Raw genomic sequence first — 22,335 nt, 5'->3', positions numbered from 1 at the left:
TAGTAAAGAGGCGGCCTTTTGGCCGCCTCTTTTATTTCTGTGGCATAAAATCCTGCAGGCGTTTTATCTGCTGCCCTTGCGCATTGAAATTATCGGGACTCAACCACTGCTCGAATCCCGCCTTGATTGCCGGCCAACGGTCAGCGGTTATGGCAAACCAGTCGGTATCCCGAGTGCGGCCCTTGGTGACCACCGCATAGCGGAAAGTGCCCTCATGCAGAAAACCAAATCTCGCCGCCGCCTGTTTGGAGGGCGCGTTGTGACTGTCGCACTTCCATTCGCAACGGCGATAGCCCAAATCCTCAAACAGATGCCGCAGCATCAAATAAATTGCCTCGGTGGCGCTTGAGCGCTGTTTCATCGCCGGTGACCAGCTGACATGTCCAATTTCAGCCACGCCATTACCTTCGTCGATGCGCATATAAGCTACCGTCCCGACCGGTGCCTGGCTGACAGCGTCGAACACCGTCAGATTCACCAACGTAGTGTTCGCTTGCAAGGTGGTCAGGTGTTGCAACATCGCCGCAGAGCTTTCTGGTCGTTCTATCGATAAATAAGTCCAGTCCCGGCCATCAACCGCCTGCTGGAAAGCGCTGAACAACGCCGCATAATCCCGCTGCGGATCGAGTTGCTTCAGACAGCAAAAACGTCCGTTAAGCGTCTCGCCCGCGGGGCGCTTCGCCGCCCGCCAATCGGATAATGGCTCGCCCACCGGCTGCCCAAACTGATTGATCACCATACACTTCCTCGCGGCCTGTCGTTAACGGGTATAGACGATAAACGAACTTCTCTTGCCTATCTTGTCGTACAGCGACCGCGCCGGGGCGTTATATTCCTGCGTCATCCAATAAACTCTGTCGCAGCCCTTCTCATCCGCCAACTGATAGGCCTGTTCGAAGAGTTTTTCGGACACTTTCTTGCCGCGGCCCGCCGGTGAAACGTAAAGATCTTCAATATAACAATAGCCGGCCGAGCTCCAGGTTGAAGGATGGAAAATAAGATGCATGAACCCCAGCAGGTTGCCGTTTCTATCTTCCGCCACCAGGCCGTAGACCTGTTGATCTTCGCATAAACGCTCGAAGGTATGATCGGTAACCTGCGCCGAGATGTCCGCACGGTAAAAATGGAGGTACCCCTGCCACAGTTCCAACCACTGCGGCTTATCGGCGTTTTGTATTTTACGTACTGCTGCTTCATGAGTTATTGGGAGCATGGTGCCTCTCTGGTATTAAGTAAGTGATCCCGCAACCTTTAAGCCACCCTAAGGGTGATGGTGATCAAAGCGTCATCGGGGCTTTTCTGAGAAAAAATAACGTAATACCAGTAGGATACCCGCACCATTGCGAACTGAATACAGACCAATTAATAACAGTGAACAGACCAATTTTGATGTGCAACCGCAGTCACATCTCAGCCGGCCGCTCGCTGAAAATAGCAGCTAACTTTTTGATGAATCTTACAATCTCGTCTGGGGAATAAGCGGCAAAACCCAATACCAGCGCCCCCTCCGTGGGCTGCCCGGTATAAAAATCTATCAGGCCATAGACCTTTATCCCCTGCGCGGCGGCGGCCTGAATCAGGCGCCGTTCAGTTGCCGCGTCCGCCAACGGACAAACCAGTTGCAACCCGCCCTGCGGCAAACGTGGCTGAGTCCAGGTGCCAAGATGCTGATGAACCGCTGCATGCAAAATCTCCAGCCTGGCCTGATAGGTTTTGCGCATGTTCCTCAAATGTTCGGTATGGAAATCTTCATGGATAAATTTGAACAACGTCATTTGCGGCAATGCGGAAGTATAACCATCCTGGAATTGCTTGGCGGCGACCATAGGTTTAATCAGCTGCGGCGGAACGATAATAAAACCGATGCGCAACCCCGGGAATAACGTCTTGCTAAAGGTGCCGATATACAAGGTTCGCTGGTACTGATCCAGCCCCTGCAGCGATGCCCTGGTCAGGCCGTCGTAATTGAACTCGGAATCGTAATCGTCTTCAATAATCCAGGCTTTTTCACGTTGCGCCCAGGCCAACAGCTTTAACCTCCGGTCGATGCTGAGCGAATGCCCCAACGGATAATGATGTGAGGGCGTGATGTAAACGCCCCGCCCGCCCCCGTCTGCCCGTATCAATGCATCAATATCCAAACCGGATTGATCTACCCCAATCGGTTGGGCGAGTATCCCTGCCGACTGAACCAATTTTTTGGCCCCCTGGTAGCCCGGCTCTTCCACGAACACCCGGTCGCCAGGATTAAACAACACCTGCGTACACAGCGATAGCGCCTGCTGTGAACTGGTTACCACGATCACCTGCTCCGCGCTGGCCTTCACGCCCCTTTCGCGCCGCAAATAGTCAATGATCTCCTCCCGCAGTTCCACCAGCCCCTGAGGATCGGCATACCCCAGCAGGCGCTCGGCTCCCTGTCGCACCGCCAGCCTTTCCAGCTGCAACCAGCTATCGATGGGAAACAACCGCAAATCGGGCACGGAAGGGGTCAGCGAGTCGCTTCGACTGGTGTGCGGAGTGTGGGCTGCCAGCAGCAAGGAGCGGCCATGCACACTCAGTTCCGACTCCGCCAGTTGAGCGCTTTCGGCAGAGTTGTCAGTCAGCAGCTCGCGGCCAATCAGGGTATTTTGCTGGTAGCTGACAAAACTGCCGCGCCCCACCGCGCGAGCAATATAGCCTTCGGCCTCCAGTTGGGCATAAGTCAGTTCAACCGTATCGCGCGAAACCACCAGCCGGGCAGCCAGTACGCGGCTGGGCGGCAGTTTTGCCAGATAGTCCAGCTCCCCCGCCGTCACCAGTTGCTTGATGGTCAGATGCAGCGCGGCTTTGCGCGTCATGCCTTGACGTAGATGCCGACTAAAGGTGGCCTGGATGATATCCGGCCGGCTGTCACTACTGTGCTTCATGCTGCTCCGGGTCGAAGGTCTGCCGAAGACAAACCTGCGGTATGTATGTTGATAAGTTGATCTACATCAACTTAGTTGTGAACAAAATGTTTTGAAACAGATCATCGATTGTTTCATTCAGTTCGCCAGTCCTACACTAAAACAACCATACCAGTAGCTTGCTATTTATATGGTTGTTTACTATCCGTTTACCCATCCCCGCCTGTTTACCGCTGCTGGAGAGCCGCGGCGTAGGCCGCTATTGCCTGCGCAGGCATTAATTGTGAAGCATGTTCAAGGTGGAATTATGTCACAACAGCACGACGCTACGCCGCCCAGGCGTAACTTTCTAAAAAAGACACTGGCGTTAATCCCGCTCGCCGCCGCAGGCAGCAGCATTATGGCACTGGAAGCCAAGGCGGCACCCGCCCCCGGCGTATCGAACCACTATGTCCCGGTCTATTTCAACGGTGACGAATGGCGTTTTCTGCTGGCCGCCTGCGACCGGCTGATCCCGACGGACGCTAACGGCCCCGGCGCGGTGGATCAGGGCGTACCGGTATTTATCGACCGACAAATGGAAACGCCTTACGGCCACGGCGGACTGTGGTACATGCATCCGCCCTTCGTTCCCTCTCCGCCGGAACTGGGCTATCAGTCCAAGCTGACGCCGCGCGAGACTTACCGTATCGGTATCCGTGAAGTGAATGCGCACTGCCGTCGGCAGTTTCAAAAGGTGTTTGCCGAACTGGGCCACGCTGAGCAGGAACAGCTGCTGACGGCGCTGGAACATGGCCAATTGGACTCGGAAGCCCTGCCCGGCAAGGCGTTTTTCGACCAGTTGCTGACCAATACCAAAGAAGGCTATCTGGCCGATCCGCTGCATGGCGGTAACCAGACGTTAGCGTCCTGGAAACTGATTGGTTTCCCCGGCGCGCGCGCGGATTACACCGATTGGGTCAATCGCCCCAATCAGCCTTACCCCCTCGGCCCGGTCAGTATTTCAAGCAAAAGGAATGCCTAAATGAGCACAATTAAAAAACCACCGGTAGACGTGGTTATCGTCGGGTTTGGCTGGACCGGCGCCATAATGGGGATGGAATTGACCGAAAGCGGCCTGAGCGTACTGGCACTGGAACGCGGTGAGCAGCGTGAAACCTACCCGGACTTTGCCTATCCGCGCATTGCCGACGAACTGACCTACGGCATTCGCCTGAAACTGGCACAGGAAATGGCGCATGAGACGGTCACGGTGCGCCACACCCCGGCAGATTTTGCCGTGCCCTACCGCCAGCTCGGGTCTTTTCTGCCCGGTAACGGCGTCGGCGGTGCAGGCGTGCACTGGAACGGCATGCACTGGCGTGCCTTGCCATCCGACTTAAAGCTGCACACCACCCTCAATGAAAAGTACGGGGCCAAATGGATCCCGGAGGGCATGACGCTGCAGGATTATCCGCTGAGTTATCAGGAACTGGAGCCTTACTTCGATAAATTCGAAAAAGTGTGCGGCACTTCCGGCCGAGCCGGCAATCTGCAGGGAAATATCATCAAGGGAGGCAATCCGTTTGAAGGGCCACGAGCCAGCGAATACCCGACGCCGGCGCTGAAACAGCTCTATTCCGGCTCGCTGTTCGGCAAGGCCGCGGAATCGCTGGGCTATCACCCGTTCGCCATCCCCGCCGCCAACTGCTCCGAACCCTATACCAATCCTTACGGCGTGCAGCTGGGTCCCTGTAATTTTTGCGGCTACTGCGAGCGCTTCGGCTGCTTTATGTACTCCAAGGCTTCGCCGCAAACCACCATTTTGCCGGTACTGACCCAGCGCAAAAACTTTGAGCTGCGCACCCAGTCGCAGGTAATCAAAGTGAATCTGGACAGCACCGGCAAGAAAGCCACCGGCGTCACCTACATCAACGCCCAGGGGCAAGAGGTGGAACAACCGGCCGATCTGGTGATCCTCAGTGCTTTCCAACTGCATAACGTTCGCCTGCTGCTGTTGTCCGGCATTGGCAAACCTTACGATCCGGTGACCGGTGAAGGCGTGGTCGGCAAGAACTACGCCTATCAGATGAACAGCGGTGTATCGCTGTTTTACGACCAGAATACCCACTTCAATCCGTTTATCGGCGCAGGCGCGGCCGGCACGGTGATCGACGATCTTAACGGCGAGAACTTCGATCATGCCGATTTGGGTTTTATCGGCGGTGCCTACATCTCTGCCACCCGCACCGGCGGCCGACCTATCCAGCAAATGATGCTGCCGCCGGGTACGCCTGCCTGGGGCGGCGGCTGGAAACAGGGCATCAAGGATAACTACCCGCACTCAATGAGCATCGGCTCCGAAGGCTCGGTGATGCCGTACCGCGACTGCTATCTGGATCTCGACCCAACCTATAAGGACGGCTACGGCCTGCCGCTGTTACGCATGACGTTTGACTGGAAAGACAATGAAATCAAAATGACACAGCACATCACCAGCAAAATGGTGAATATCGCCAATGCCATGAAGCCCAAACAGATAGCGGTTTCGGTGAAAAAAACCGGCGATCATTACGATGTGCGCCCCTACCAGTCGACTCACACCACCGGCGGAGCCATTACCGGTGACAACCCTGCCACCAGCGTGGTGAATAAATACCTGCAGTGTTGGGATGTACCTAATGTGTTCGTCACCGGCGCCTGCGCCTTTCCGCAGAATCTGGCCTACAACCCCACCGGCATCGTCGGGGCGCTGGCCTATTATTCGGCCGAGGCGATCCGCACGCAGTATTTAAAAAACCCCGGTCCGCTGGTTCAGGCCTGAAAGCATAAGGAGCTTCATATGAAAGGATTTACTCCCTCGCTGCTGGCGCTGTTGATGCTGGGCACCGCGACGGTACAGGCGGCCGATGACCCGCAATTGGCCGCCCGGCTCCTGCACGGCGAATATCTGGCGCGTGCCGGTGACTGCGCCGCCTGCCATACTCCCCCTGGCGGTGCACCCTTTGCCGGCGGCCTGAAAATGACCACGCCGGTGGGGGCCATCTACTCCACTAACATCACCCCGGACAAACAGACTGGTATCGGCGAATACAGCCTGCAGGAGTTCAGCGACGCATTGCGCAAAGGTGTCACCCGCGACGGCACCCGACTCTACCCGGCGATGCCCTATCCCTCTTTTGCCAAAATCAGCGATGAGGATGTGCGCGATCTGTACCTGTATTTCACCCATCAGGTTCACCCCGTGGCGCAACAGAATAAAGACAGCGATATTTCCTGGCCACTGAATATGCGCTGGCCGCTGGCAATGTGGGATCTGGTGTTCCGAGAGGACGGAACTTATCAGCCGGATGCCACCCAAAGCGCCGAATGGAATCGTGGAGCCTATCTGGTGCAGGGGCTGGGCCACTGCGGAAGTTGTCATACGCCACGCGGTATTGGCTTCCAGGAGAAAGCGCTCAATCAAAGCGACAGCGCCTATCTGAGCGGCGGTACGCTTGAAGGCTGGCATGCCGCCAACCTGCGGGCGGATGCGGTAAGCGGTTTGGGCGGTTGGAATGCGGAAGATATCACCCGCTTTCTGAAAACCGGCCACAACAACCGATTTGCCGCTTTTGGCTCGATGGTTGACGTGGTTCAGGACAGCACGCAATACCTGAGTGATGAGGACTTACGCGCTATCGCCAGCTATCTGCAATCATTACAGGCAGATAATCAGGAGAAGCCATTGCCGCAAGACGGCAGCACGGCTGCTCTGCTGGCAAAAGGGGATGTCAGTCGCCCGGGCGCTCAAGCCTATCTGGATAATTGCGCCGCCTGCCACCGCAGCGACGGGCAGGGCTACCGTGATACCTTCCCGCAGTTGGCACACAATCCGGCGCTGTTAAGCGATGATCCTTCCTCACTGATCAGCATTGTTATCAATGGTTCCCGTACCCCCATAACCGTTGGTGCCCCTACAGGGTTGACCATGCCGGACTTTGGTTGGCGGTTGAACGACCAGCAAATTGCCGAACTCGCGACCTTTGTACGCAGCAGTTGGGGCAACCATGCGCCGCGAGTTACCGCCGCCGAAGTGCAGGAGATCCGTAAAAACAGCGTCAGCAAACCGACCCATCCTTAACATTTGCGGGCCCGGCATCCGGGTCCGGTTCTCTCATCGCAGCCTCTTCCGTTTAAGTTTGGTTTAACTTTCCCTCGCCATTGTTTATCCAACGTTTATTTGACCTTGTCGATAATGACAGCGAACTAAATATCGATAGCGCTTATTTCCTGCCAAGGTTCTGCGTCCCTTGCGGTAAGAGCCGGTTATACCTACCATAACGTCAAGATCACGATCGGATGGCTTAGGTTGTCGCACGCTATCCCTCACACGCTGCTGAGCGTGTTACCTTTACTGCGTGGGTGACAGGATGTTCACCCGCCGATCCACAGGAGTTCGCCATGCGAGTACTGGTTGTTGAAGATAACGGTTTATTACGCCACCACCTCTCCGTCCAGATGCGTGAAATGGGCCATCAGGTTGATGCGGCAGAGGATGCCAAAGAAGCCGATTATTTCCTGCAAGAGCATGCGCCTGACATCGCCATTGTCGATCTCGGCCTGCCGGGTGAAGACGGCCTGAGCCTGATCCGCCGCTGGCGCGCCCACCAGATGAAGCTGCCAATCCTGGTGCTGACCGCGCGTGAAAGCTGGCAGGACAAAGTGGCGGTGCTGGAAGCCGGTGCCGACGACTATGTGACCAAGCCGTTCCATCTGGAAGAAGTGATTGCCCGTATGCAGGCGCTGATGCGCCGTAACAGCGGTTTGGCCTCTCAGGTGATCGTATTGCCTCCGTTCCAAATCGACCTTTCCCGCCGTGAGCTGAGCGTCAACGAACAGCAGATCAAACTGACTGCGTTCGAATACACCATCATCGAAACCTTAATCCGCAACGCCGGCAAGGTGGTCAGCAAAGACTCGCTGATGCTGCAGCTTTACCCGGATGCCGAACTGCGCGAAAGCCATACCATCGACGTACTGATGGGCCGTTTACGCAAAAAATTGCAGGCAGAATACCCTCAGGAAGTGATCACCACGGTTCGTGGTCAGGGCTATCGTTTTGATGCGAAATGATCGCCATGTTCAACAAGGGTAAAAAACCTTTCTCACTGCGCGCCCGCTTTTTGATGGCCACCGCTGGGGTGATCCTGGCGCTCTCGCTGTCCTATGGTCTGGTGGCGGTAGTCGGTTACATTGTCAGCTTCGACAAAACTGCCTTCCGCCTACTGCGCGGTGAAAGTAATCTGTTTTTCAGCCTGGCCCAGTGGAAAGATAACAAACTCACCATTGCCATTCCGCCCGATATCGATCTCAACTTCCCAACCCTGGTGTTTATTTACGACGATAAAGGCAATCTGCTGTGGAGCCAGCGCCAGGTACCTGAGCTGGAAAAACGCATCAATAAAGAGTGGCTGGAAGAGTCCGGCTTCTACGAAATCGATACCGATACCCGTATCAGTAGTGAAGTGTTGGGCAACAACCCCAAGGCGCAGGATCAGCTTAAAGACTATGACGACAACGACCAGAACGCCCTGACCCACTCAGTGGCGGTCAACACCTACGCGGCCACCGCGCGGCTGCCGGCTTTGAGTATCGTGGTGGTCGATACCATTCCGCAGGAATTACAGCGCTCCGACGTGGTATGGGAATGGTTCAGCTACGTGTTGCTGGCCAACCTGCTGTTGGTAGTCCCCTTGCTGTGGCTGGCGGCCTACTGGAGCTTGCGCCCCATCAAGGCGCTGGTGAATCAGGTTGGTGAGTTGGAAAACGGCGAGCGAGAACAACTCGACGAAAATCCCCCCAGCGAGCTGCGTGGGCTGGTACGTAACCTGAATATTCTGGTGCGCAACGAGCGCCAGCGTTACACCAAATACCGCACCACGCTTTCCGATCTGACCCACAGCCTGAAGACGCCGTTGGCGGTGTTGCAAACGACGCTACGTTCATTACGTACCGGTAAGCAGACCACCATCGAGGAAGTCGAGCCGATCATGTTGGACCAGATCAGCCGTATTTCTCAGCAAATCGGTTACTACCTGCACCGGGCCAGCATCAATTCGGGGCAAACGGTGCTGACGCGCGAGATCCACTCGGTCCCGGCGCTGCTCGACAGCCTGAACGTGGCACTGAACAAGGTGTATCAGCGCAAAGGTGTGGTGATCACGCTGGATATTTCGCCGGAAGTGACCTTTATGGGGGAGAAAAACGACTTTATGGAAGTGATGGGCAATGTACTGGAAAATGCCTGTAAATACTGCCTGGAGTTCGTTGAAATCACCTCCCTGCACTCCGACAAATACCTTACTATCGTCATTGATGACGACGGCCCCGGTATCCCGGAAAGCAAGCGTGAACTGATCTTCCAGCGCGGCCAGCGGGTAGATACGCTGCGCCCTGGACAAGGATTGGGATTGTCGGTCGCGGCGGAGATTATCGAACAGTACGACGGTTCCATTACCATCAGCGACAGCCCGCTTGGCGGCGCTCGCATGCAGGTCACTTTCGCCCGTCAGCACGACTCCCATCATCACGAGTAAATTCTGTCGCTCTGGCCCCGATCCACGGGGCCAAACTTCCGTTATAATCGCACTCAGGCTCACTCCTCTATCCTGGAATAGAACATGGATTATCAATTAGATCTGGACTGGAACGACTTTTTGCAGCGCTATTGGCAAAAGCGTCCGGTTATTCTGAAGCGCGGCTTCAAAAACTTTATCGATCCGATCTCCCCGGATGAGCTGGCCGGGCTGGCGATGGAGAACGAAGTGGACAGCCGTCTGGTCAGCCACCAGGACGGTCGCTGGCAGGTTGCGCACGGCCCTTTCGAGAGCTTTGATCACCTGAGCGAAAACAACTGGTCGCTGCTGGTGCAGGCTGTGGATCACTGGCATGAACCTTCCAGTGCGCTGATGCTCCCGTTCCGTAAGCTGCCAGACTGGCGGATGGACGATCTGATGATCTCGTTCTCAGTCCCCGGTGGCGGCGTTGGCCCGCACCTCGATCAGTATGACGTCTTTATCATTCAGGGTACCGGCCGCCGTCGCTGGCGCGTGGGTGAAAAAGTGCCGATGAAACAGCACTGCCCGCACCCGGACCTGCTGCAGGTTGAGCCTTTCGACGCCATCATCGATGAAGAAATGGAACCGGGCGATATTCTGTATATCCCACCGGGCTTCCCGCATGAAGGCTACGCGCTGGAAAATGCGCTGAATTACTCGGTAGGTTTCCGCGCCCCGAACGGCCGCGAGTTGGTCAGTGGCTTTGCCGACTACGTGCTGGCCCGCGAACTGGGCAGTAAGCGCTACAGCGATCCGGATATTCAGTTGCGTGAGCATCCGGCAGAAGTGCTGCCGCAGGAAGTCGATGCGCTGCGCCAGATGATGGTGGATTTGGTTCAGCAACCTGAACACTTCCAGCAGTGGTTCGGCGAGTTTATCTCCCAGACCCGTCATGAGCTGGATGCTGCGCCGCCAGAGCCGCCTTATCAGGCCGGTGAAATCTACGAACTGCTGCAACAGGGCGAGCCTTTGCAGCGCCTGGGTGGCCTGCGCGTACTGCGCATTGGCGACCAGTGCTTTGCTAACGGTGAACTGATGGATACCGAGCATCAGCAGGCTGCCGATGCGATGTGCCAGAATTTCAGCGTGGATGCCGCCATGCTGGGCGACGCAATCGAAGATCCTTCGTTCCTGGCACTGCTGACCTCGTTGGTCAACAGCGGTTACTGGTACTTCAAAGACTGAGGCATGACCTTTAGCGACCAGAGCCACCCGCGTTTCGGCGGGTGGCTTTTTTTATGCCCGCAACGCCCTGGTCTGATAACCGTCCAATTCGGCGTCCGGCATGCCCGCCTGGGTTGCCGCAGCACAGATCTGCCGCCAGGTGTTGTCGTCTATCGGGATCCCCTGCCGCAACCGCGCTTCACGGTTGGCGTCTTCCCACTCACCCGGCACTTCAATCGGTTGGCCGTCACTTGGCGGTGAAGCCTTCACCCAATCGATAAAGGCCTCGGCCTCGGTTTGCATCTCTGGCGCGTCGAAGGCTTCCGGATTGAGGATGATGGTGGTCATGCAGTTGAAAATAGCATCGCTGTTGGATTTCACCGTCGCCGCATGAGTAGTGCGGCCACCGGACAGCGCACCGCCGAGGATTTCGCATAACGTGGCTAACGCATAGCCTTTATGGGCACCGAAAGGCAGCAACGAGCCAAACGGCTGTTCGTGCATCACCTTGGGTTCCGTCGTTGGCTGGCCGTGTTGGTCAATCAGATAACCCGGCGCGACGCTCAAACCTTTGTTGTAGGCCACGCGGGTTTTACCAAACGCGATGCCGCTGGTAGCAAAATCCAGCAGTAACGGTTTTTTATCTTTACGGGGAAAAATAACGCAGAAGGGGTTGGTGCCGAAACGACGGTCACTGCCGCCGAACGGTGCCACCATAGGATCGCCCACCACATTGACGAAATGAATAGAGATAAAACCGGCTCGCGCACACTGCTCGGCCCAGTGGCCAATGCGGCCAATGTGATGTGAGTTGTGCAACGCCACCGCAGCCAGCCCCAACTGCCGGGCGCGCTCTATGCCTTTTTCCATCGCCTCACAGGCGACGACCTGGCCAAAACCCTGTCCGCCGTCCACCGTCAGCACCGCTCCGGCATCGCGTACCACTTTGGCATGAACGTTAAGCTGCAAATGCCCCTGAGCCAATGACGACATATAGCTGGGGATCATGCCTACGCCGTGGGAATCGTGCCCGGCCAGATTCGCCTGAACCAGATGATCCGCCACCCGCGCGGCCTCCTGCTCGGTACTGCCGGCGTGGCGCCAAATAGCCTGCACAAACTGCTCAAGACACTGGCGATCGATACGGTGCTCGGTACTGCTCATGATACGGCTCCTTGTGCTGGAAATATATCCTACACTAGGAGCAAATCATTGTTACGGCAAGCAATTATACTCAATCTCATCGAGGTTATTTGGCGCGTTCGGCGGTCAGCGCGGCGATGCGCATAATAACCGAAACCGCCTGTTCCATCCCTTCCAGCGACACAAACTCATGCTTGCAGTGGTAGTTATAACCCCCGGTGAACAGATTTGGGCAAGGCAAGCCGCGAAACGACAGCTGAGCGCCGTCGGTACCGCCGCGAATCGGTTTCATGATCGGTTCGATATCACAATCACGCATTGCCTGCTGTGCCAATGCAATCACATGTGGATGCTCTGCCACCTGTTCCCGCATGTTGTAATAGCTGTCTTCAATCGTGACTTCAATATAACAATCGCGCGGCAGACCTTTGCCCACCTGTTGAGCGACCTCTATCATCCGGCGTTTACGTGCCTCAAAACCCTCACGCTCAAAATCACGCAGGATGTACTGCATCTCGGCGCGCTCAACGCTCCCCTTAAAGCTGCTGAGGTGGTAGAACCCCTGATAGCCGCTGGTGGTTTCCGGGGTTTCATCCACCGGTAACGCCTGCTGAATACGCGTCGCCAACGATAAGGCATTCACCATCACTCCTTTGGCGCTGCCCGGGTGGACATTGTTACCGACAATTTTCACCGTCACCGATGCTGCGTTGAAGTTTTCGCACTCCAACTCACCCACGCCGCCACCGTCCACGGTATAGGCCCATTCGGCATCGAACTGCGCCACGTCAAACAACCGCGCCCCTTTGCCCACCTCTTCATCCGGTGTAAAGGCTACGCGGATATCGCCGTGTGGAATGTTGCGCTGCTGCAGTCGCACCATGGCGGTCAGGATTTCGGCGATGCCCGCCTTGTCATCGGCACCGAGCAGCGTTTTACCGTCGGTGGTGATCAGCGTCTGCCCCAACATTTGGTGCAGGATCGGGAACATCACTGGCGACAGCACTTCATCACCAATGCCCAAGGCAATATCGCCGCCGCGGTAATTTTCGACAATCTGCGGGTTGACGTGCTTACCGGTAAAATCCGGTGAAGTATCCAGGTGGGCAATAAAGCCTATCGCCGGCACGAGCCAGGTAACGTTCCCCGGCAAAGTGCCCATCACGCAGCCATGCTCACTGAGCGACACCCGTTCAAAACCCAGTTCAATCATTTCCTGCTGCAATGCACGCGCCAGCTTCAATTGCCCGTCGGTGCTCGGCACATGTTTGACGTTCGCTTTAGATTGCGTGTCGAATGAGACGTAGTTAAAAAAGCGATCAAGTAGTTTATCCATGGTATCCGCCCTCAGAATTTCGCGTTTCATTATGCGGAACCGATCGAGATCAAATATTGAGACAGGTCATTTTTAACCAGATTTAACGGAAATCATTAATTCTTGTGGTGTTTGATATTTCGCCTCCTCCCTTGGTGTCTGTCCATCTTACCTTTCACTCCCCCCCTTATGTGATCCTCTTCACGCCTGGTACCGGTTGTCAGTCATTGACCACCGGTACCTTTTTCCGGCGGCTGATTGCATCGCTAAATAATTCGACCTATAACTGGTTTAAGGCAGGGGTTGCCGCATTCAAAATCATTTTTATTTCGCCATACCAGGGAGTATTACCAGCAACGTCATTATCCACTAAAATATAAAAAAGGAACTGCTATGAAAGATATTATTGATAATATCTTAAGCAAGCTGCAGATTTTCTCCAAAGCCATGATGGGGCCAATATTCTTTCTGCCGGTAATTGGTCTGATTCTGGCATTAAGCTCTATTCTCACCAATGCCACGCTGGTGAATGAAAACTCCGGCGTATTTCATATCGGCAAAATGATCGGTGATACCTTTTGGCCGCTGTTTGGTAATCTCGGGCTGATTTTTTGCATCGGTATTACCTACGGCCTGGCGAAGGATAAAAAAAGCGAAGCGGCGCTGGTTGCCGTGATGTGCTTTATTATGTTCCTGGGCGCCAACTCATCCTATCTGCAATTAAGCGGTCACATAGCGCAGAAAATCAATGGGGAATATTACGGCACCGGGCAAACCGAACTGCTGGGCTTTACCGTGGTGGATATGGGTATTTTCCTCGGCCTGATCCTCGGTGTCACTATCGCCTGGGTGCACAACAGATTGTGTAACGTGGAGCTGAACGGCGTACTTTCCGTCTATGGCGGTTCCAAGCTGGTGCTAATCGCCATGACGCCGGTGATCATGCTGTATGCCGTCGGTTTCAGCTACCTTTGGCCGGCCATTTCACACGGGCTGATTTCCCTGACCGGCTTTATGAAAAGCTCAGGTTCGCTCGGGGTCTTCGTCTATGGCTTTTTCGAAAAATTCCTGATCCCCACCGGTCTGCATCATTTTATCTGGTCGCCATTTCAGTTGACCAGCATCGGCGGTTCAATTGTACAAGACGGCCATACGGTGTCGGGCTCGCAGGCCATTTTCCTCGCTTATATGCGCGACCCGAGCATCTCCCCGCTGATGAACGAGGCACTGCGCTTTTCGCAACAGGGCATGGTGACCATTTTCGGTCTGTCAGGCGCTGCGTTGGCGTTCTATCACACCGCCAAACCGGAGAAAAAAGTGCTGGCCAAGGCGATATTGATCCCGGCCATCACCACTTCCATTCTGGTAGGCATAACCGAACCGATAGAGTTCACCTTCCTGTTTATCTCACCGTTACTGTGGGTGATACACGCCGTGCTGACCGCACTTTCGCAAGTTGCGTGTAACCTGTTCGACGTTCGCCCCTGGGGGGCCAGCGGCCTGATCGAATTCCTGGTTTACAACCTGCCGTTACCGGTCGCCCTCACCCGCTGGCCGCTGTACGTGGTGATTGGTCTGGTGCAGTTTGCGGTGTATTACCTGGTATTCAAAACCCTGGTGCTGAAGCTTAATTTAAAAACGCCGGGCCGTGAGGATGACGACGGGGTCAAGCTCTATTCCAAACAGGAGTATCAGAACAGCAAAAATACACCCAATGAGTTAAGCGGGGTTATTATTCGTGCCCTGGGTGGCAAAGAAAACATTATTTCCGTCGACAACTGCTTCACCCGATTGCGCGTCGAACTAAAAGACATGCAATTAATTGATGAGGCCGCATTAAAAAGTACCGGAGCAAAAGGCGTGGTGAAAAGCCGGCGTGAAGTCCAGGTGATTTATGGTGTCACCGTCGGAAAAGTGAAAAGTCAGGTCGAAAAATATTTAGCAGCATTATAACTTTATTTATTGGGAGAAAATTCATGAAATTAACCGTTCTGGGCGGCGGTGGCGTACGCTCACCGTTCCTGGCCAAGTCCATTGCCTATAACGCCCACCGCATCGGCGTCACCGAAGTGGTGTTTATGGATACCGATCGGGAGAAATTGGCGGTCTACGGCGCCATCGCACAGGGTGTCTTCGAGCGTATCCGCAGCGACATCAGGTTCAGCCTGAGCAGCGACGCCCATCAGGCGCTGAGCGGAGCCGATTATATCATCACCACCCTGCGTATCGGCGGTGAAGAAGGCCGCATTCATGACGAACGTATCGCACTCAATCATCAGGTCCTGGGGCAAGAAACCACCGGTGCCGGCGGTTTTGCCATGGCGATGCGTTCTATTCCGGCCATAGTGGAATATTGTCGGCTCATAGAGCAGGTGTCATCACCGGACGCGGTACTGTTCAACTTTACCAACCCTTCCGGCATGGTGACCGAAGCCATCATCAAATCCGGCTTCAAACGCAAGGTGTACGGCATATGCGACGCCCCCAGCGAGTTTATCCGTGAGTTGGCGGAACTGCTGGGCTGTCGTGAGTCCGAGCTTAGCGTCGACTGCTTTGGGCTAAATCACCTGTCATGGTTCCGCAATGTGCGGGTCAACGGTCTGGAGGTGAGCGAGCAACTGCTGGCCGATCCACGCCTGTACCGTGATACCTGCATGAAATATTTCTCACCAGAGCTGGTCGCGCTGTCCGATAACCTGATGCTCAATGAGTATCTGTATTACTACTATTACCGGGAACAGGCGATCGCCGCCATCGTCGATGCCGGAGAAACCCGTGGCGAACAGATTGCGCTGATAAACCAGCAAATGCTGGCCGACCTTGCCAGGCTGGATATCGCCACGCAGCTGGATCAGGCTTTCAGCGTCTATTTCGCTCACTATCTGACGCGGGAAAACTCCTACATGCAGCGAGAATCCAGCCAGGGTAAAGTCAAAGAGCGTGAGATGCTGACGCTGCAGCAGTTTATCGAACAGCCTGACAGCGGCGGTTATGCCGGGGTGGCGATAGACATTTTGGAGGCGGTAAATAACGGCCAGCAAAAACGAGTGGTGGTGTCGATGCAGAACAACAGGACGCTCGACTTCCTGCACCCGGAAGACGTGATTGAAATCAGCTGCGAACTCAGCAACGCGGGCATTCACCCGGTAAAAATGAATGATATTCCCGACACCCAGAAAAACCTGATCTCCCAGGTCAAAGAGTACGAACGCCTGGCGGTTGCCGCCATTCTGGAAGGGGACCGTCAGAAGGCCATCAAGGCACTGATGGTGCACCCGCTGGTCAACTCTTACTCACTGGCAAAAACGCTGGTTGAAGAGTACCTGCAGGCTCATCACCAGTATGCCAAGCATTGGCATTAAGCAGGGCTGAAACGGCGCAGGCCTCAACGGCTGCGCCGTTCAAACCAGGCTTTGATCAGGTTCTCAAACCCCAGCAGGCAGTGGCCGAAAAACGGGTTGGGATAGTAAATATCGTGGTCGTACTTTTGCCGATCCTCGTAAATAAAGGACATATCGGCCTGCTGCGCCAGCGGGCTGTTTCCGTCGCCACAAAACGCCGCCAGCCGGATATTATTGCGTTTCACCGCGTCGCTCCAACTCAGCGCCGAGCTGCTGTTGCCCGATTTTGAAATCACAATCACCATATCAAACCGGAAACGCATCTCTCGATCGAGGATCTCGAAATCCGGCCACAGCGACAGGTAGCTGTCGATGCCCAGCGTCATAAATTTGTTGTACATATACTGCGCCACCAGCTGCGAGAAACCGCTGCCGTGGATCAGGATTTTGCCGCTGTCGAGCAGATCAAGGAATTGGGTCTGTTGTTTTAAGCTGGCCGCTGCCGTCGGCTGCGGCTGCTCCTGAAAAGCCGGTGCCATCACCAGGTTGAACTTGATGAAATACACCAGTTCCAGATAGCCGCGAAAGCCCAGCTTTTTCGCCAACCGCACCAGGGTCGAGGGTGAACTGTGGCAACGAACGGAAACCGCACGGATACCCTCGTCAATGCAGGCGTCCGGGTTGTCGAAGATAGCGTTGAGGATGGTGAGATCCGTTTTGCTCAGATCCGCCTGGCTGAATACCTGCTTGAAATTCACCGTCGCCCCTGCTCATTTAACCAAAGAAAGGCCGGCGTCAAACGGCCGGCCAGTTACCCGAGTCAGACAGCGCATTGACCTGGGGTTAAGGCCTATCAGCCCTTTCAACTTTCCCTACCAGGAATTTGTGCACAAAACGTGGTACCACCGCGCTGGCCTGGCCGTAGTGTTTTTCATCAAACTGACTTTCCACCTGGCTGGGCTCCAGGTTGAGCTCCATGGTATGCGCCCCCCCCAGCCGCGCTTCATGCACAAAGCCCGCCGCCGGATAAACGTGGCCCGAGGTGCCGATAGCGACAAAGAAGTCGGCCTTGGCCAGCGCCTGATAAATTTCATCCATGCCCAGCGGCATTTCGCCGAACCACACCACGTGTGGGCGCAACGGGGCCGGGAACTGGCAACAATGGCAGCGGTCGTCCACGCTAAGGTCTTCCGGCCAGTCAAAGACCTGCCCGGAGCTGGTGCAGCGTACTTTCAACAGTTCACCGTGCATATGCAACACCCGCGAGCTGCCTGCGCGCTCATGCAGGTTATCGATATTTTGCGTTACCAGCAGGAAGTTATCTCCCAACCAGGCTTCCAGATCCGCCAGGGCACGATGCGCAGCGTTAGGTGCAATGTCCGGCGATTGCAGCTGACGACGGCGTTCATTGTAAAACGCCTGTACCAGCTGTGGATCGCGCTGATAACCTTCCGGCGTAGCGACATCCTCCACGCTATGCTCTTCCCACAACCCGTCCGCCGCCCGGAAGGTACGAATACCCGACTCAGCCGAGATCCCGGCGCCGGTCAACACCACGACAAACGGCTTTTTCAGCTCGGCCGCCGCCATGGTATCGCGATGAAAAATACGCGAACGAAAGCGCTGATGCAGCACATGCTTACTCTTGCGAAACTGACACAGCCGATGACGAGTGTGCATTAACTCTCTCCTTACTTTTCCCTGTTAACCAAATTGAGGAACGCCGCCCCGCGTACGCCACCGGCGTCCCCGTAACGGGCTTTTTCAATTCGTGGCAGCTTGGCCACGCGCAACACATGCGCCGGCAAACGCTGCGGTAACGCCTGGTAAATAGCGTCAAAATTCGACAAGCCACCGCCAATCACCACCAGATGCGGATCGATGATAGTCAGCAGATTGCCCAGGCATATCGCCAGGACGTCCATGAAACGTTCGACATGAGCCACCGCCTGCGGCTCACCTGCCTGATAATGCGCAATGATCTGCTGCGCAGGCAAGTGCTGCTGGTAAAAGTGGCCGTACATCCACTCAAAACCGCGGCCAGAAATGTAATTTTCGATGCAACCCTGATGACCGCACCCGCAAGGAACGCGAGGTATATCACGTCCCAACACCTCCAGCGCATCCACCGGCAGACGGAAATGACCAAATTCACCGGCGATATAGTTACGCCCGGAGAGCACCTTACCGTCGACGATTAGCCCGCCGCCTACCCCGGTTCCGAGGATAATGCCCAGCACCGTCGGATAGCGACGAAACTCCTCGTCCCAGGCCTCCGACAGCGCAAAGCAGTTGGCGTCGTTATCGATGCGTACGTCACGGCCAATCAACTCGGCCAGGTCATGCGGCAAGCGCTGCCCCATCGCCGCCGGGACGTTGGCGGTGAAAACCGTGCCGTCATCGTCGTTGGGCAGGCCGGGAATACCGATACCTACCATGCCTTTCTGGCCACAAAACGCATCCGCTTCAAAGGTCAGATCGCGCAGCGTCGTCAGCAGTTGTCGATAATCCTCACGTGGCGTCGGCACCCTTTTTTGCCAGATACGCTGCAGATCTGCATCGAACACGCCCAGCTCAATCTTGGTGCCGCCCATATCGAAACCGTAGTACATAACCCACCCTCAGGCTAAAAAAAGGGGCGGCATCTCTGCCTCCCCTGATTTTCATTATTGTCCGCTCAACACTCGCGCCGGATCGATACGGCTGGCGCGCCTGGCCGGGTACCAGCTGGCCAACAGGCTGAGCACCAGCGCGGTCACCAGTACAATCACCACGTCCAGCCAGTGCAGCTCGGAAGGCAGGAAGTCGATGAAGTAGATATCTCCCGACAGGAATGAATGCCCCATCAGCTTTTCCAATCCTTTGATGATGTTGGTCAGCTGCAGTGAGGCGATAACCCCGACCACCACGCCGCTGAGGCTACCCACAAGCCCGGCCAGCAGGCCGTACCAGATAAATATGGCGCGGATAAAACCGTCTTTGGCCCCCAAGGTGCGCAGTACGGCGATATCACCACTCTTGTCCTTCACCGCCATCACCAGCGTGGAGACAATGTTAAAACAGGCCACGCCGATCACCAGCACCATCGCCAAATACATAATCGCGCGGATCATCTGGATATCGCGGTACATATAGCCGTAGGTGCCGATCCAACTCTTGATATACACGTAGGAATTGGTGACTTCACCGGCGTCGCGCACCAGCTTGTTGGCGGCAAACACGTCGTTAACCTTGATGGCAATACCGGTGACACTGTCACCCATATCCAGATACTGTTGGGCATCGGCCAATGGCACCATAGCCAGACTGTGATCGAGCTGACCGCTGAGCTGCAAAATCCCGGTGACGTGTAAACGAATGCGCTTCGGTTGCAACAGCTTCATCTGCGGGTCGCTGTTGGGGATCATCACCGTCACATAGCTGCCCTGCTTGACGCCCAAAGCGTCGGCGACGCCCTTGCCGAGGATCACCTGTTGCTCACCGCTTTTGAAATTGGCCCAGGCGTCGCCCTGCACATATTTCGGCAGCGCGCTAAGCTGGTTTTCCTGCTGAGGATCCACCCCTTTCACCCCGACCGCCCGCAGCTGCGCGCCGTTTTCCATCAGGCCGGTAAAGTTGATATAGGGAGCGGCGGCCAAAATGCCGGGTACTTTCTCCACCCGTTGCAAAATTGACGACCAGTCTTTGAACGGCTGCTTCACCGGCTCTATTTCACCGTGCGGCACCACCGCCAAAATACGATTTTTCAGCTCGCGCTCAAAACCGTTCATGGCGCTCAGGCCGACGATCAGCACCGCCACGCCCAGCGCGATACCTATGGTGGAAATCACCGAGATCAGCGACACCATGCCGCCGCGCTTGCGCCCACGGCTGAAGCGTAGGGCCGTCAGAAACGAAAGTGACGCTCCCGCCATTACTCAGCCCCCAACAGCGTCAACTGGGCCTGCAGATGGCCATCGGCCATTTCCAGCTGGCGGCTGAGGCGCTTGGCCAACTGCAAGTCATGAGTGACCACCAGAAACGCAGTGCCCTGGCGCACGTTCAATTCGCCGAGCAGATCGAAAATGCTGTCGGCAGTGCGTTTATCGAGGTTACCGGTAGGTTCGTCCGCCAATACCAGCGACGGGTTATTGACCAGCGCACGGGCAATCGCCACGCGCTGACGCTCACCGCCGGAGAGTTCTGACGGCCGGTGCTTGCTGCGTTTTGCCAGCCCGACCGCCGTCAGCATTTCCAGCGCCTTTTCCTGCGCCTGCGCCGGTTTCATCCCGCCGATCAGCAAAGGCATCGCGGCGTTTTCCAGCGCGGTAAAGTCAGGCAACAGATGATGGAACTGGTAGATAAAGCCCAACTGGCGGTTACGCAGCTCCGCCTTGGCGGCCGATGACAGGGTATTCAGAGACTGCCCTTTGTAAATCACCTCGCCGGAGGTTGGTGAGTCCAGCCCACCCAGCAGATGCAGCAAGGTACTTTTACCGGAACCCGAGCTGCCGACAATCGCCATCATCTCGCCCGGCTGCATGGCAAAGCTGACATTGCGCAGTACGTCGGTATGCAGGTTGCCTTCCTGATAGGTCTTGCACAGGTTGTCGCACTGCAACAAAAAATGGTTACTCATAACGTAAAGCCTCAGCGGGTTGTACGGCGGCAGCGCGCCATGAAGGGTAAAGCGTGGACAACAGAGACACCGCCATCGCCGCTACGGCGATAATCGTCACCTGCAGCGGATCCACCGCCACCGGCAGCGATGCGCCGTCAATCAAAGCGCCGAGGATCGGCATCAGGTTATTCAGGTTGCTGGCCAGCAACACGCCCAGCAGCGTACCGAGCAGCGAGCCGATAATGCCGGCGCTGGCGCCTTGCACCATAAATACCGACATGATCTGTCGACGCGTCAGGCCCTGGGTCTGCAGAATGGCAACTTCGCCCTGCTTCTCCATCACCAGCAGGCCGAGTGAAGTGATGATGTTAAAGGCCGCGACGGCCACGATCAGGCTAAGCAACAGCCCCATCATGTTTTTCTCCATACGCACTGCCTGGAACAGCTCGCCCTTGCGCTCGCGCCAGTCTTTCCACTCGGTGCCCTGCGGCAATTTCTGTTGGCTGAGAGTATCGACCGTCAGCGGCTGCTGCAGGAACAGGCGCCATCCGGTGATATTGCCCGCCGGGTAGCGTAACAGACGTGAGGCATCCTGCTGATTGACCAGCATCTGGGTGCCATCCACTTCGCTGTTGGCATGGAAAGTGCCGACCACGGTAAACAGGCGTTGAATAGGGATGCGGCCCATCGGCGTGAACTGGCTGGCGCTGGGCACCATCACCCGCAGCGGATCGCCGCGTTTAACGCCAAGTTGCCCGGCCAACTGCTCGCCGATAATGATGTTGTACTGGCCCGGCTGCAACAGCTGCTGCTTGACGTTGACCAGGAACGGCGTCAAAGGATCGGCTTCGTCCGGATTGACCCCCAACATCACGCCGACCGCCACGCTGCGAGCGCTTTGCAGCACTACGTCACCGGTGGTCAGTGGCGCTACGCGGCTAACGCCCTGCAGGCTTTGTACCGCCGATGCCGGGATCTGCTGAGGGTTGATCGAGCCCTGTGGGCTGGTGATCAACGCCTGCGGCATCAGACCGAGTATGTTGTTTTCCAGATCCTTTTCAAAACCGTTCATCACCGACAAGACGGTGACCAACGCCATCACCCCCAGCGTAATGCCGATGGTGGAAAGCCAGGAAACAAACCGTCCGAAGCGGTCTGATGCCCGCCCGCGCATGTAGCGCAGGCCAATGAATAACGCGACAGGTTGATACATGAAATCCGTTTTGTTGCCGTAGCTTAAGCAAAGTGATCAAGGATAATAAAGGCTATACCCCGTTTAGGGAACCACCCTGACGCCTTTTATTCC

General features: G+C 55.9%; 19 protein-coding genes. 8 read left to right on the top strand and 11 right to left on the bottom strand.

Features of this window, described 5'->3' with window-relative positions:
* Nucleotides 1–31 precede the first annotated feature (31 nt).
* The 3 genes from AAZT04_RS05965 to AAZT04_RS05955 form a co-directional block, all read right to left on the bottom strand.
* Nucleotides 32–739, bottom strand: coding sequence for a GNAT family N-acetyltransferase (locus AAZT04_RS05965; protein WP_434679273.1), 708 nt, complete (start codon nt 737–739; stop codon nt 32–34).
* A gap of 21 nt (nt 740–760) precedes the next feature.
* Nucleotides 761–1,213 (bottom strand): GNAT family N-acetyltransferase, encoded by a 453-nt coding sequence (locus tag AAZT04_RS05960; RefSeq protein WP_048760691.1) that lies wholly within the window; start codon nt 1,211–1,213, stop codon nt 761–763.
* A gap of 190 nt (nt 1,214–1,403) precedes the next feature.
* Complete coding sequence (locus AAZT04_RS05955; RefSeq protein WP_434679270.1) at nt 1,404–2,909, bottom strand: PLP-dependent aminotransferase family protein; 1,506 nt, start codon at nt 2,907–2,909, stop codon at nt 1,404–1,406.
* A gap of 286 nt (nt 2,910–3,195) precedes the next feature.
* On the opposite strand from AAZT04_RS05955, the gene AAZT04_RS05950 reads away from it, so the two are divergent.
* The 6 genes from AAZT04_RS05950 (at nt 3,196) to AAZT04_RS05925 (ending at nt 10,651) form a co-directional block, all read left to right on the top strand.
* Nucleotides 3,196–3,912: a gluconate 2-dehydrogenase subunit 3 family protein gene (locus AAZT04_RS05950; protein ID WP_434679268.1), complete on the top strand. Its 717-nt coding sequence runs from the start codon at nt 3,196–3,198 to the stop codon at nt 3,910–3,912.
* Nucleotides 3,913–5,691: a GMC family oxidoreductase gene (locus AAZT04_RS05945; RefSeq protein WP_046373815.1), complete on the top strand. Its 1,779-nt coding sequence runs from the start codon at nt 3,913–3,915 to the stop codon at nt 5,689–5,691.
* Nucleotides 5,692–5,709: 18 nt separating this feature from the next.
* Nucleotides 5,710–6,990 (top strand): c-type cytochrome, encoded by a 1,281-nt coding sequence (locus AAZT04_RS05940; RefSeq protein WP_434679265.1) that lies wholly within the window; start codon nt 5,710–5,712, stop codon nt 6,988–6,990.
* 320 nt (nt 6,991–7,310) lie between these two features.
* Entirely contained in the window at nt 7,311–7,982 is a 672-nt protein-coding gene (phoP, locus tag AAZT04_RS05935) for a two-component system response regulator PhoP (RefSeq protein WP_020826469.1), read from the top strand.
* A gap of 5 nt (nt 7,983–7,987) precedes the next feature.
* Complete coding sequence (gene phoQ, locus AAZT04_RS05930; RefSeq protein ID WP_041415330.1) at nt 7,988–9,445, top strand: two-component system sensor histidine kinase PhoQ; 1,458 nt, start codon at nt 7,988–7,990, stop codon at nt 9,443–9,445.
* 84 nt (nt 9,446–9,529) lie between these two features.
* A complete protein-coding gene (locus AAZT04_RS05925; protein ID WP_020826467.1) occupies nt 9,530–10,651 on the top strand; it encodes a cupin domain-containing protein in 1,122 nt (373 codons plus the stop codon).
* 51 nt (nt 10,652–10,702) lie between these two features.
* Here AAZT04_RS05925 and AAZT04_RS05920 read toward each other — a convergent pair whose 3' ends face one another.
* Both AAZT04_RS05920 and pepT read right to left on the bottom strand, forming a co-directional pair.
* Nucleotides 10,703–11,794 carry a malate/lactate/ureidoglycolate dehydrogenase gene (locus AAZT04_RS05920; RefSeq protein WP_020826466.1) on the bottom strand — a complete coding sequence of 364 codons (1,092 nt, stop codon included), beginning with the start codon at nt 11,792–11,794 and terminating at the stop codon, nt 10,703–10,705.
* A gap of 85 nt (nt 11,795–11,879) precedes the next feature.
* Nucleotides 11,880–13,109 (bottom strand): peptidase T, encoded by a 1,230-nt coding sequence (pepT, locus tag AAZT04_RS05915; RefSeq protein WP_434679261.1) that lies wholly within the window; start codon nt 13,107–13,109, stop codon nt 11,880–11,882.
* Nucleotides 13,110–13,481: 372 nt separating this feature from the next.
* On the opposite strand from pepT, the gene AAZT04_RS05910 reads away from it, so the two are divergent.
* Nucleotides 13,482–15,041 carry a PTS transporter subunit EIIC gene (locus AAZT04_RS05910; protein WP_020826464.1) on the top strand — a complete coding sequence of 520 codons (1,560 nt, stop codon included), beginning with the start codon at nt 13,482–13,484 and terminating at the stop codon, nt 15,039–15,041.
* 23 nt (nt 15,042–15,064) lie between these two features.
* Entirely contained in the window at nt 15,065–16,450 is a 1,386-nt protein-coding gene (locus AAZT04_RS05905; protein WP_262034242.1) for a glycoside hydrolase, read from the top strand.
* A gap of 23 nt (nt 16,451–16,473) precedes the next feature.
* Here the strand turns inward: AAZT04_RS05905 and AAZT04_RS05900 are convergent, their stop codons facing one another.
* From AAZT04_RS05900 to lolC, 6 genes are all read right to left on the bottom strand, one after another.
* On the bottom strand, nt 16,474–17,187 hold the full coding sequence (locus AAZT04_RS05900) for a MurR/RpiR family transcriptional regulator (protein WP_261439659.1): 714 nt from the start codon (nt 17,185–17,187) through the stop codon (nt 16,474–16,476).
* Between the two features lie 85 nt (nt 17,188–17,272).
* Nucleotides 17,273–18,109: a Sir2 family NAD+-dependent deacetylase gene (cobB, locus tag AAZT04_RS05895; protein WP_046373822.1), complete on the bottom strand. Its 837-nt coding sequence runs from the start codon at nt 18,107–18,109 to the stop codon at nt 17,273–17,275.
* An 11-nt stretch (nt 18,110–18,120) separates the two neighbouring features.
* Entirely contained in the window at nt 18,121–19,041 is a 921-nt protein-coding gene (nagK, locus tag AAZT04_RS05890) for an N-acetylglucosamine kinase (RefSeq protein WP_020826460.1), read from the bottom strand.
* A 54-nt stretch (nt 19,042–19,095) separates the two neighbouring features.
* Entirely contained in the window at nt 19,096–20,343 is a 1,248-nt protein-coding gene (gene lolE / locus AAZT04_RS05885) for a lipoprotein-releasing ABC transporter permease subunit LolE (protein WP_044549982.1), read from the bottom strand.
* Nucleotides 20,343–21,047: a lipoprotein-releasing ABC transporter ATP-binding protein LolD gene (gene lolD / locus AAZT04_RS05880; RefSeq protein WP_434679257.1), complete on the bottom strand. Its 705-nt coding sequence runs from the start codon at nt 21,045–21,047 to the stop codon at nt 20,343–20,345. Before lolD ends, lolE begins: the two co-directional genes overlap by 1 nt.
* Complete coding sequence (gene lolC / locus AAZT04_RS05875; protein ID WP_044549980.1) at nt 21,040–22,242, bottom strand: lipoprotein-releasing ABC transporter permease subunit LolC; 1,203 nt, start codon at nt 22,240–22,242, stop codon at nt 21,040–21,042. The genes lolD and lolC overlap by 8 nt, the downstream gene beginning before the upstream one ends.
* Nucleotides 22,243–22,335: the final 93 nt, after the last annotated feature.

Origin of the sequence: Serratia sp. Je.1.23.a, from assembly GCF_051129805.1 — a bacterium.
Classification (GTDB): domain Bacteria; phylum Pseudomonadota; class Gammaproteobacteria; order Enterobacterales; family Enterobacteriaceae; genus Serratia; species Serratia liquefaciens.
Note: the sequence above shows the minus strand (reverse complement) of the source record. Positions and strands in the feature narration are given on the sequence as shown.